Raw genomic sequence first — 12,041 nt, forward strand, 5'->3', positions numbered from 1 at the left:
GGCAGCTGCATGGCCGCAACCTCAGGTGAAGCCGATCCCCCGATGTGAGGACGATGCAGGTCAGGCGCCGCCGCGCCCACCTATAATTCAGGTATGAACTCATGGATCGACGCCACGCTGGAGTGGATCGGACACCACCCCACCTTGGCTGGCGTGGTGATCTTTGGCATCGCATTTTGTGATGCGGTGATCGTGCTGGGCGCCATCGTGCCTGCGTTGCCGTTGCTGTTCGCCATTGGCGTGCTCATCGGGCTCGGGCAGATCAACGGCCCCTATGCGGTGGTGTGCGCCACCCTGGGCGCCTTCGTTGGCGATGCGCTGAGCTTCTGGGTCGGCCATCGCTGGGGCCATCAGCTGCACACCTACTGGCCATTCCGGCGTTACCCGCAACTGCTGGAACGCGGCGAGCTGCTGTTCCGCCGCAATGCCTTCAAAAGCATCCTGATTGCGCGCTACGTGGGGGCAGTGCGCCCGTTCGTGCCGGCGATTGCCGGCATGTCGCGCATGCCCTTCAAACGGTATCTGGTCGCCAGCGGCCTGGCCTGCGTGTCGTGGGCGTTGTTGTTCCTGGTGCCCGGCTGGGTGCTGGGCACGGCCTACGACGCAGTGGCCGCAGTGGCCGGGCGCCTATTTGTGGTGGTTGCCTTGCTGGCGGCCGTGATCGGGCTTGCCTGGGCGGTGGTGCTGTATTCGTATCGCTGGTCGGCCGGTCACCTGGATGCCTTGCTGGCGCGCCTGCTGGAGTGGTCGCACCGGCATCCGGTCCTGGGGAATTGGTCGGTCGGCGTCTTCGACCCACGCCGTCGCGAATCGGTGCCGCTGGCCATGATGGCCTTGATGCTCTTGCTGCTCGGCTGGGGCTGGTTTGTGCTGCTGATGGTGGTGCTGGCGCATGGCGAGCCGCTGCGCGTGGACCTGGCCGTGCACGACCTGATGCTGGCGCTGCGTAACCCGTTGGCCGACTACCCGATGGTGGCGCTGGCCTCGTTGGGCGACTGGCAGGTGCTGTTGCCGGCCATTGCCGCCGCGATGGGCTATCTGGCCTGGCGCCGTCGCTGGATGGCCGTGGCCCATTGGGTCATCGCGCTGGCGTTCGGCCTGGCGCTCACGCAGCTGCTTGGCGCCACCGTGCAGGTGGTGCGCCCGCCTGCGGCCAGCAGCGGTTTCGGCTTTCCGTCGGTTGCGGTCACCATGGCCACGATCGCCTTCGGCTTTTTCGCGCTGTTGATCGCGCGCGAGTTGCCTGGCCGCCGCCGCGTGTGGCCGTATCTGGTCAGCGGCGCCATCGTCTCGCTGATCGGTTTTGCGCGTTTGTACCTCGGTGCGCACTGGCTCAGCGACGTCGTCGGCGGCATGTTGTTCGGCATCTTCTGGCTGCTGGTGCTGGGCATTGCCTACCGTCGCCGTGCCACGCGCGCGTTCTGGGTCAAGCCGGTGTCGTGGATCTTCTACGGGGTGTTCGTGAGCTGCGCAATTTATTTTGCGCCGCGCAACCTCGACCTCAAGCTGGCCAAGTTCGAACCGCCGCCGCCGGCAGTGATGGAGTTACCCGCAAACGCGTGGTGGGAAGACCAATGGCGCCTGCTGCCGGCACGCCGCAACGAATTCGATGACGATCAGCGTTGGCCGCTGGACGTCCAGTTGGCCGGCCCGCTCGCCCCGTTGCAGCGCCAGCTTCAGGCGCGCGGCTGGCGGGTCCAGCCGCAGGCGGGCTGGGAACAGGCGCTGCACCTGCTCGACGTCAGCGGCCGCCCGGACGAAGTGCCGATTCTGCCGGCCACGCTGGATACCCAGGTCGAGGCCCTGTTGATGGTGCGCCACGCCGCGCCCGGCCACGTGCATGTACTGCGCCTGTGGCCGGCGGCCGCACGCCTGGAGCCGGATGCACAACCGCTGTGGGTGGGCAGTACCCAGACCTTGCGCTACAGCCGCCATTTCAGCCTGATCGGGCTGTGGTACCCGCTGCGCGGCGTCGATCCTGCACTGAGCGCGTTGCGCGAGGCACTCGGCCCGCTGCCCCATCGCATGGAACAGCGTCGTCGCTCGCAGGTGCCGGTGATCCTGATCGACAGCACCTCGGGCAGTGCAGTGCGTGGCGAGAACAAAGACAACGCCGCGCCGGGGACGGATACCGCTGCGTCCGATCCTGCTGCATCGGGTCCGCCACAACAACGCCGTTGATCGATTGGGCAACAGGCGATTGGCCGGCGCTCGCGCGATTGGGTCGAGATGGGGTGTCAGCAACAGCTGTTGAGCCCTGTCTCGATGGTGACGTGCTGGCGCCGTCTGGAGGCTGCTGAATTTTCAGGGTGAACGCTTAGTTCGTCGAGCGCGGCGCCCTCGCCGCTTGCGGGACACGCCGTGAACCCATCCGTGGGGCTCGATGGCGGCATGGATGCCGCGTAAGAGCTTACAAGGACGTGCTTGGCAGCGTGTCCCGCGATGGTGGGCGGGCAAGGGCCCTGCGGAAAACTCGCCGTTGGCTGCTCCACAACTGCTTGCACCGTTCAATCGCCTCTCAAGGCGAACGACAAGATGCGAATCAGTGCAGTTCGGCGATGCAAAGGCCGCATTGGCCTGGCGCGCGACACCTCACCACAACACGCCATCCACTGGCTGCATCGGCTCCGGCGCTTGCTCACCAATTGCCTGAAGCGCATCGATCTCCACCGTGCGGCACATGGTATCCAGCGGCAGGTCGTGGATGGTGTTGGCGAACGGGTCGACCAGTTCATCGCCGATCTTCAGCACCGCCAGAAACATCAGGCCGGCCACTGTCGATCCCACCGGCGTGGCGTACTGCAGCGTTTCCACCAAGCCGATTGGCAGCAGCACGCAGAACAGCCGCGTAAACAGGTTCGGATAGAAGCGATATTGATACGGCAGCGGCGTATTTTTCAGGCGCTCCATGCCGCCTTGCGCGTTGGCGATGTCCACCAGAATGCGTTCGACGCTGGCCTGCTGGATGCTGTCGATCCAGCCCTCACGACGCGCCTGCTCGACGCTGCGCCCGGTGGTATCGAGCAACCCGTTTGCCACGTTGGTGCGCACCACCACCGCCGCCGCTTCGTCGGCATCCACATGCGGGGACAACGCCATCGCCACCGGCAACCGGCGCAGTTGGCAGCGCAGCGCGTTGACATAGGCAATCTGGCGCAGCGCAATGGTGCGCCCAAGATCGCCGGCTTCCGGTGTGGACAGGATACTGACGCTCAAGCGCACCAGATTACGCGAGGCATTGATCATCTGGCCCCACAGCACCCGCCCCTCCCACCAGCGTTGATAGGTGGAATTGGCGCGAAAGCCCAGGAACAACGCCAGCGCAGAACCAAAGATGGTCAGCGGCAACGCCGGCGCACGGAACGGCAGCACGTAGTAAATGATGGTGATCAACACATCCCATACGAACAACACCGCCAGGGTCCGCCAGACCTGGCTGATCACATCTGCCACACGCGGCTTTACATCGACAATCAAAGGCACACTCCATCAAAAGAAACGAGTGACGCCATTGCGCGCATCCAGTGCATGGATGCGGTCGGTAGCGCACTCAAGCGTGCGCAGTGTGCCGTTGCCACGGTGCAAGCACGGTGATGGGGCCGATCGAAACCATTGCCCCACGCGACCGGCGTGATGGAAGGCGTCGCGAGCGGCCATCCGTTGGGTGTGCACGGCGTGCGGGAACACAGTGCACACGTGGCGCATGAAAGTTCGGAGCGCAGCCCGTACCCATGTGGCGGGCGCAAGCAGCCGCTCTTAAGGCATCCAGGCCAGCAATTGATCCAGCCGCCGATGCGGATCGTCCTGCTGCAACAGCGAGAGCCGCTGCTGCTCGGTCAATGGCAGCAGCTCGGCCAACCGCCAACCAACCCAGGCGGCCTGATCCATCAACCCCGGTCCCACCGATGCAAATTCACCACCCACCTGCTCCAGCATGCGCTCCAGCACCGTGGACAGCAGGCCGTGCTCGGGCCGCAATTCGTCGTCCGGATCCGGTTCGCGCCAGGCGACATCTCCCACCACCAGACCGTTATCGCGAATGCGCGAGCGCTGTACGTGGAAACGCCGCGTGCCACGCAAGCGCAGCACCAGCACGCCGTCGGCGCCCACATCGAAATCCTCGATGCGTACTTCGGTACCGAACGCGGCCGGCGTAGCCGGCACGCCGACTTCGTTGCCTTCCAGGATCAGGCACACGCCGAAGCTTGTGCCGTTACGGCCGCATTCGCGTACCAGATCCAGATAGCGGCGTTCAAACACGCGCAAGCCCATCGCCGCGCCAGGCAACAGCACGCTGTGCAAGGGGAACAGCGGCAACGCGCTGGTGTCTGCAGTGGCGGGGATCGGCACCATCAGGACAACTGCGCCAGGAAACGACGCGGCGCACCGTCGAAGCCACCGTTGGACATGAACACCACATGGTCTCCGGGCCGGGCAATGTCGCCCAGCGCGCGCAGCAAGGCATCCACGTCCTGCACCACGCGCGCCTCGCCGCGCACCTGCGCAATGATCGGTGCCGCGTCCCAGGCCAGTTCCGGCCGATGCAGAAACACCACTGCATCGGCATCGTGCAACGACGGCGCCAGCGCCTGGGCATGCGCGCCCAGCCGCATCGAATTGCTGCGCGGCTCCATTGCCACCACAACACGCGCCGCACCGACCTTCGCACGCAGACCCTGCAACGTCGTCGCGATGGCGGTGGGATGGTGCGCAAAGTCGTCGTACACGGTGATCGCGCGCGCGCTACCGATGACTTCCAGCCGCCGCTTGACGCTCTGGAACTGTGCCAATGCCGGCATCACCGTCGCCGGATCCACGCCTACCGCCTGTACTGCTGCCAGCGCCGCCAACCCGTTCAGGACGTTATGCCGCCCAACCAGGGGCCACTGCACCTGGCCAATTTCCACGCCACGGTGCAGCACCGCAAACGCGCTGCCATCGGCCGCGATCAACCGCGCGCTCCAGTCCAGCGACGCATCGAACCCGAACCGCTCCACCGGCGTCCAGCATCCCATCGCCAGCACCTCGGCCAGGTGCGCGTCTTCGCCGTTGACGATCAGGCGACCGCGCGCGGGCACCGTGCGCACCAGGTGGTGGAACTGGCGCTGGATGGCCGCCACGTCCGGGAAGATGTCGGCGTGGTCGTATTCCAGGTTATTGAGGATCGCCACCAACGGCCGGTAGTGCACGAACTTGCTGCGCTTGTCGAAAAACGCGGTGTCGTATTCGTCGGCTTCCACCACGAATTCGCGCCCCTGGCCCAGTCGCGCCGACACGCCGAAATCTTCGGCCACACCACCGATCAGAAACCCGGGCGCCCGCCCGGCCGCCTCCAGCAGGTAGCTCAGGATGGTGGTGGTGGTGGTCTTGCCGTGGGTGCCGGCCACGGCCAGCGTGTCGCGGCCGGGCAATACGTGCTCGGCCAGCCATTGCGCGCCGGAGGTATACCGGCGGCCGGCATCCAGCACCGCCTCCACCGCCGGATTGCCGCGCGAAAGCGCATTACCGACAACCACGTCGGTCGCATCCGGCGAAATATTGGACGGCGCATAGCCCTGCGCCAACGCAATGCCCAGCGTTTCCAGCTGTGTGGACATCGGCGGATAAATGGCCTGGTCGCTGCCTTCCACCTGCCAGCCCAGCTCACGCGCCAGGGCGGCCACACCGCCCATGAAAGTTCCGGCGATGCCGAGAATGTGGAGTTTGCTCATGCCGCCCATTGTCGCCGATCGCCGCAGTTGCCGGACATTCCATTCCAGCGCACGCCCAAGTGTCGGGGATTTCCTACCGTACTGTCGGGAATTTCCCGATGTGCGAACCCGGTCACATCCCTCACTATGCTGAACGCCAGTCGCGGCATCCCTTTGGTCCTACTCCCCAAGAGGCCAAATCCCCAGGGAGCTCATGCTGTTGGGGCTCTGAGCAAGCCTACTACTGGCGTTATTCTGCCCCGGGCGTCTTGTACGTCCGGGGTTTTTCTTTTGGCACCACTGCCCGGGCGATCACGGCGAGAACGCGGCGCGACCAGACGCCGCGCCTGCCAACGGCCGGGCCTTGCGCCCGGCCCATTGCCGACTCAGCGGCCGAGCGCCTTGCTGATGCGTTCCAGCACTTGGTCCAGCGAACCCACGCCGTCTACGCGCGCCAACTTGCCGCGCTGCTCGTAGAAGCCGATGACCGGTGCGGTGGAATCGGTATAGACCTGCAGCCGCTTGCGCACCGATTCGGGGTTGTCGTCTTCGCGGCCTTCGGCCTTGGCACGACCGGCGATGCGCTCGACCAGCAATTCGCTGGCCACATCCAGCTGCACCACGGCATCCAGCGGCTGGCCGATCTTGCCGAGCAGCTCGTCCAGCGCATTGGCCTGGGCCACGTTGCGCGGGTAGCCGTCCAGGATGAAACCCTTGGCAACATCGGCCTGGCCGAGGCGCGCCTCCAGCATGCCGAGCAGGATGTCGTCGGACACCAGGTCCCCGCGTGCCATCACTTCCTTGGCCTTCAACCCCAGCGGCGAGCCAGCGGCCACTTCGGCGCGCAACAGGTCGCCGGTGGAAATGTGCGGAATATCAAACGTGTCTTTGAGACGTGTCGCCTGGGTGCCCTTGCCCGAACCGGGCGGTCCCAATAGAACCAATCGCATCAGTGGACTCCACTTTCGAATAAAAACGCGTTGCGGTGGGCGGCGTTAGACTCACGTCTTCGCCGGCGCTGACCGTATGGTCGTGCAGCTTACCGCATCCGGGGAATGTCCCGGCACTGTCCCCTGCGCCATGTCCCCATGTGAGGAGTCTGTCCCCCTATGACCACTGGCAACCTGCTCTATGCCCAATCCGGCGGCGTCACCGCCGTCATCAACGCCACTGCAGCCGGCGTCATCGCCGAAGCGCGCGCACGCAAGATCAAGGTGCTGGCCGCACGCAACGGCATCCTGGGCGCCTTGCGCGAGGAGTTGATCGACACCTCCAAAGAGTCCGCTGCCGCCATTGCCGCCCTGGCGCAGACGCCCGGCGGTGCATTCGGCTCGTGCCGCTACAAGCTCAAATCGCTGGAAGAAGACAGCGCCAAGTACGAGCGTCTGCTCGACGTGCTGCGCGCGCACGACGTCCGCTGGTTCCTCTACAACGGCGGCAACGACTCGGCCGACACCGCGTGGAAGGTCTCGCAGCTCGCAAAGGCCTATGGGTACCCGCTGCACTGCATCGGCGTGCCAAAGACCATCGACAACGATCTGGCAGTGACCGACACCTGCCCCGGCTTCGGCTCGGCGGCCAAGTACACCGCCGTCTCGGTACGCGAGGCCGCACTGGATGTCGCCGCCATGGCCGACACCTCCACCAAGGTCTTCATCTATGAGGCGATGGGCCGCCATGCCGGCTGGCTGGCCGCAGCGGCAGGCCTGGCCGGGCAAGACCCGGACGACGCCCCGCAGATCATCCTGCTGCCCGAACGCGCCTACGACCAGGCTGCATTCCTGGCCAAGGTGAAACAGGTGGTGGACAAGGTGGGCTGGTGCGTGGTGGTGGCCAGCGAGGGCATCCAGGACGCACACGGCAAGTTCGTCGCCGATGCCGGCGGCGCGACCGACTCGTTCGGCCATGCACAGCTCGGCGGCGTGGCCTCGTTCCTGGCCGCACAGGTCAAGCAGGAGCTTGGCTACAAGGTGCACTGGACGCTACCCGATTACCTGCAGCGCTCCGCGCGCCATCTGGCATCGAAGACGGACTGGGAACAGGCGCAAGCAGTCGGCAAGGCCGCCGTGCAGTACGCGATCAAGGGCATGAACGCGGTGATCCCGGTGATCGAACGCGTCAGCGACGCACCATACCGCTGGAAGATCGTGCCTGCGCCCCTGCACAAGGTGGCCAATCACGAAAAGAAGATGCCGCCCAGCTTCCTGCGCAAGGACGGCTTCGGCATCACCGAACGCGCCCGCCGCTATTTCGCCCCGTTGATCAAGGGCGAAGCCCCGCTGGCCTACGGCAGCGATGGCTTGCCGAAGTATGTGAGTTTGAAGAATGTCGCGGTGGCGAAGAAGTTGCCGGCTTGGGAAGGGTGAGATCGAAGCCGCGTGGGATGCACAGCGATGATCAACTCTCCACTGAGGTGCAGCAAATCGGGCAACTTACGCGCGTGGCTTGCGCCCTAACGAAAGGTGGCGCTGGGGGCGTGTGTCATTTCGAGAGGATCATGAAAGCGAGTTGCATAGGCAATTGTCGAAGTAACTGATCCACCTGTGCATGCACTGAAAGCGAACCCCGGCCTGGCCGGGGTTCGTCGTTACGGATGAAGAGCAAATCTCGACTTACTGACACGCCTTGCCTTCCACCGTCATCTGCGCAGCGAACATGGGCACCTGCGGGATCTTGCCGGCAGCGGCTTGTTGCTTGGCGTCTTCCAGATAGATGCGCGACTGGCCCTGGCCATCGAGCTGCGGTTTGGCATCCACCGGCTTGCGCCATACGCGTACCACCGCTTGCTGTGACGGGCAGGCTGCGCTTGGCACGCGGATCACATCGTTGAAGATCCAGCCCGAGGCGACACTGGGCGCGGCCTTGGCGAAATCCACGAAGCGTGCGCGTGGTTGACAGGTGGGGCTGCTGCGGACCACCGACAATGTATACGGCTGTGCAGCATTTCCGGTAAACACGCCTTCCAGTCGTGCGCAGGCTTCCGGGATCTGACGCAAGGTGTGCACAGCGCCGACCGCTTGCGCGGTGCCGGGTGCGCGCGGCTTGAGTTCGGGCGTGGGATCGGCCGCAAACGCTTGGCTCGTCAGCAACAGCGTTGCGAGCATCGCGGCGTATTTTTGCGCAACATGGTGGGACATGGACACTCCTGGGTCGACCGAATCACGTTGGCCGCAGGCTGTCACGCCGCAACTGAACGACGCGCCAAAGCCATAACGCTGGTCGCCACGCAAGGCGCGGCGCATACTCGGTCGCGATCCGGCCACCTGAACATTCGCGACGCGCATTACGGCCCAGGCGGCCGTCGAGTCCGTATTCGTCAGTCCACTCGTTGTGTGCATCGCCCTTGGTTCGTCCCGACCGGACGACATCCATTCTCTTGGGAGGGGTCATGCTGGAACACTATGGGTTGTGGCTTGCGCTGGGTTGTGCTGTCTTGGCAATCGTCTATGGAATCGTGTCGGCGCGCTGGGTGGTCGCGCAGCCGAGCGGCAATGCACGCATGCAGGAGATCGCCGCCGCGATCCAGGAAGGCGCGCGTGCCTATCTCAACCGGCAATACCTCACCATTTCGGTTGCTGGGGCAGTGCTGTTCGTGTTGGTCGGGCTGTTCCTGAGTTGGTACACCGCGATCGGGTTTGCACTGGGTGCTGTGTTGTCCGGGTTAGCCGGCTATATCGGCATGAACGTCTCGGTGCGCGCCAATGTCCGCACCGCCGAGGCGGCGCGGCATGGCATCGGCAAGGCGATGGATGTGGCGTTCCGCGGCGGCGCGATCACCGGCATGCTGGTGGTCGGCCTCGGGCTGCTCGGCGTGGCCGGCTACTTTGCTGTGCTGCAGGGTATGGGGCTGCCACTGGAGCAGAACCTGCATGCGTTGGTGGGCTTGGCATTCGGGTCGTCGTTGATCTCGATCTTTGCGCGCCTGGGTGGCGGAATTTTCACCAAGGGCGCAGATGTGGGCGCCGATCTTGTCGGCAAGGTCGAGGCCGGCATTCCCGAGGACGATCCACGCAATCCGGCAGTGATTGCGGACAATGTCGGCGACAATGTGGGCGACTGTGCCGGCATGGCCGCCGATCTGTTCGAAACCTACGCAGTCACCGTGATCGCCACGATGCTGCTCGGCAGTCTGACGCTGGCCGAAACAGGTCCGCATGCCGTGCTCTATCCGTTGGTGCTCGGCGGAGTATCGATCATCGCTTCGATCGTGGGCGCGGCCTTCGTCAAGGTCAAAGATGGCGGTTCGATCATGGGTGCGCTTTACAAAGGCGTGATCGTGTCGGGCGTGCTGGCGGCGTTGGCTTACTGGCCCATCACCCAATCGCTGATGCGCGACAACACCCACGGCGCCGCGGCGTTGTACGCCTGCGCATTGATCGGCCTGGTGCTCACCGGCCTGATCGTGTGGATTACCGAGTACTACACCGGCACGCAGTACACCCCGGTGCAGCATGTTGCATCGGCCAGCACCACAGGGCACGGCACCAACATCATCGCAGGGCTCGGTATTTCGATGAAATCTACCGCGCTGCCGGTGATCGCGGTCTGCGCAGCAATCTGGGGTGCGTTCCACTTCGGCGGCTTGTACGGCATTGCGATTGCAGCAACGGCCATGCTGTCGATGGCCGGCATGATCGTTGCGCTGGATGCGTATGGACCGATTACCGATAACGCCGGCGGCATCGCCGAGATGGCCGAGCTCCCTCCCGAGGTCCGCAACATTACCGACCCGCTGGACGCGGTGGGCAACACCACCAAGGCAGTGACCAAGGGCTACGCGATCGGATCGGCGGCGCTGGCGGCGCTGGTGCTGTTTGCCGACTACACGCACAACCTGCAGGCGGCCAATCCCGACCAGGTGTACGCCTTCGATCTATCCGACCACACGGTGATCATCGGGCTGCTGATTGGCGGGCTGATTCCCTATCTCTTCGGCGCGATGGCGATGGAAGCGGTCGGCCGCGCCGCGGGCGCCGTGGTGGAAGAGGTGCGCCGCCAGTTCCGCGAACTTCCCGGCATCATGGCCGGCACCGCCAAGCCGCAGTACGACCGCGCCGTCGACATGCTGACCCGCTCGGCGATTGGCGAAATGATCGTGCCTTCGCTGCTGCCGGTGGTGGTTCCGATCATTGTCGGGTTGCTACTGGGTCCGCGTGCACTGGGGGGCTTGTTGATCGGCACGATTGTCACTGGTTTATTCCTGGCGATTTCGATGACCACTGGCGGCGGCGCGTGGGACAACGCCAAGAAATACATCGAGGACGGCCACTTCGGCGGGAAAGGCAGCGAGGCGCACAAGGCTGCGATCACCGGGGACACGGTCGGTGACCCGTACAAGGACACCGCGGGGCCGGCGATCAACCCGTTGATCAAGATCATCAACATCGTGGCCTTGTTGCTCGTGCCCCTGCTGTAACGCTGCGATGACCGCAGGTCACGTGACCTGCGGTCATGACGTCGGGAAGCAGCCGACCGACCGAACGCGTCGCGGCAAGTCCGAACCGGTCACTGCGGAAAGCGGCAACTGGGGCATAGGGACCGGGCCAATAAGGCGTCGCCGGGCCGGGGCATTTGCCCTTCCCAGCTCAGGATCGGCATCGCGCCGGGGCCCGCTGGCGGCCCCCATCGTCGACACGAAGATGGCGCCATCAGGCAGAAGGGGCTGGCCTGTGCCGGCAAGCACCGTCCCGCCCGGCCTACGATCACAGGCAGCCGATCAGGCCGTCATAGATCGGCGGCGCGCCGCCCGGCAGTGGCTTGAACAGCGGATTGGCCACCGCAAGCGTGCGATACATCTCATCCAGGCGGGTACCGGCCTTCAACGGTGCCGTGCAGCGCCACACCCGGCTGTCCGACCGCAAGTAACCGCTACGCGGGTCGACGCTGACCTCACTGGCGCCGAAGGTCCAGATGCAGCTCCGCACCACCCCGGTGACGCGATGCACCGAGCAGCGGAAGCGCAGCGGCTGGTAGTCGCTGAAGTCGCCGCCACAAAAGGTGTCGCCGCAGATATTGTCGAAATCGCGGTCCAGCCGCTGCTCCAGATCGATGAACGCCTCCCAGCCCTCGCCATTGGCGGGCCAGTCCACCGCATCCACGAAGGTGGGCGGAGGCGTCGCGGCGGCAGCGAACTGGGCGGTAAGGGACAGCAGCAGGAGAACCAGCAAACGCGCAAGCCTGGACATGGGCAATTCCTATGCGGTGGATGAGCCTGCAGCGTGCGCCTCCGGCCGGGCCGCAACGATCAGGCAGCCACCCGCGATGAACGCGGGCTATGCCGCACGCAGCGGTCAGGACATTGCCCATTCAGTGTCGCTGCAGCGCAACAGCCGAACGCGTAGAATCGCGCTC

Annotated in this window: 9 protein-coding genes; 3 read left to right on the forward strand and 6 right to left on the reverse strand. The window is 64.9% G+C overall.

The window, feature by feature from the left end:
* Nucleotides 1-93 precede the first annotated feature (93 nt).
* Nucleotides 94-2,181, forward strand: coding sequence for a bifunctional DedA family/phosphatase PAP2 family protein (locus ACCQ16_RS16355; RefSeq protein ID WP_277572505.1), 2,088 nt, complete (start codon nt 94-96; stop codon nt 2,179-2,181).
* Nucleotides 2,182-2,592: 411 nt separating this feature from the next.
* Here the strand turns inward: ACCQ16_RS16355 and ACCQ16_RS16360 are convergent, their stop codons facing one another.
* The 4 genes from ACCQ16_RS16360 to ACCQ16_RS16375 all read right to left on the reverse strand — a co-directional run bounded on the left by ACCQ16_RS16360 (nt 2,593) and on the right by ACCQ16_RS16375 (nt 6,640).
* Nucleotides 2,593-3,477 carry a bestrophin family protein gene (locus ACCQ16_RS16360; protein WP_029820209.1) on the reverse strand — a complete coding sequence of 295 codons (885 nt, stop codon included), beginning with the start codon at nt 3,475-3,477 and terminating at the stop codon, nt 2,593-2,595.
* A gap of 279 nt (nt 3,478-3,756) precedes the next feature.
* Nucleotides 3,757-4,353 carry an LON peptidase substrate-binding domain-containing protein gene (locus tag ACCQ16_RS16365; protein WP_008577875.1) on the reverse strand — a complete coding sequence of 199 codons (597 nt, stop codon included), beginning with the start codon at nt 4,351-4,353 and terminating at the stop codon, nt 3,757-3,759.
* Nucleotides 4,353-5,720: a UDP-N-acetylmuramate:L-alanyl-gamma-D-glutamyl-meso-diaminopimelate ligase gene (gene mpl, locus ACCQ16_RS16370; protein ID WP_171309817.1), complete on the reverse strand. Its 1,368-nt coding sequence runs from the start codon at nt 5,718-5,720 to the stop codon at nt 4,353-4,355. Before mpl ends, ACCQ16_RS16365 begins: the two co-directional genes overlap by 1 nt.
* A gap of 356 nt (nt 5,721-6,076) precedes the next feature.
* On the reverse strand, nt 6,077-6,640 hold the full coding sequence (locus ACCQ16_RS16375; protein ID WP_057681641.1) for an adenylate kinase: 564 nt from the start codon (nt 6,638-6,640) through the stop codon (nt 6,077-6,079).
* 159 nt (nt 6,641-6,799) lie between these two features.
* Here ACCQ16_RS16375 and ACCQ16_RS16380 point away from each other — a divergent pair, with 159 nt between their 5' ends.
* Nucleotides 6,800-8,056: a 6-phosphofructokinase gene (locus tag ACCQ16_RS16380; RefSeq protein WP_011348496.1), complete on the forward strand. Its 1,257-nt coding sequence runs from the start codon at nt 6,800-6,802 to the stop codon at nt 8,054-8,056.
* 246 nt (nt 8,057-8,302) lie between these two features.
* On the opposite strand, the gene ACCQ16_RS16385 is transcribed toward ACCQ16_RS16380, so the two are convergent.
* Complete coding sequence (locus tag ACCQ16_RS16385; RefSeq protein ID WP_343237580.1) at nt 8,303-8,827, reverse strand: hypothetical protein; 525 nt, start codon at nt 8,825-8,827, stop codon at nt 8,303-8,305.
* Between the two features lie 251 nt (nt 8,828-9,078).
* On the opposite strand from ACCQ16_RS16385, the gene ACCQ16_RS16390 reads away from it, so the two are divergent.
* Nucleotides 9,079-11,106 (forward strand): sodium-translocating pyrophosphatase, encoded by a 2,028-nt coding sequence (locus tag ACCQ16_RS16390; RefSeq protein ID WP_277572503.1) that lies wholly within the window; start codon nt 9,079-9,081, stop codon nt 11,104-11,106.
* 286 nt (nt 11,107-11,392) lie between these two features.
* Here the strand turns inward: ACCQ16_RS16390 and ACCQ16_RS16395 are convergent, their stop codons facing one another.
* A complete protein-coding gene (locus ACCQ16_RS16395) occupies nt 11,393-11,875 on the reverse strand; it encodes a hypothetical protein (protein WP_008573723.1) in 483 nt (160 codons plus the stop codon).
* Between the last annotated feature and the right edge of the window lie 166 nt (nt 11,876-12,041).

The sequence above is a fragment of the Xanthomonas sp. NCPPB 1062 genome (assembly GCF_041481705.2).
Taxonomy (GTDB): Bacteria; Pseudomonadota; Gammaproteobacteria; order Xanthomonadales; family Xanthomonadaceae; genus Xanthomonas; species Xanthomonas euvesicatoria.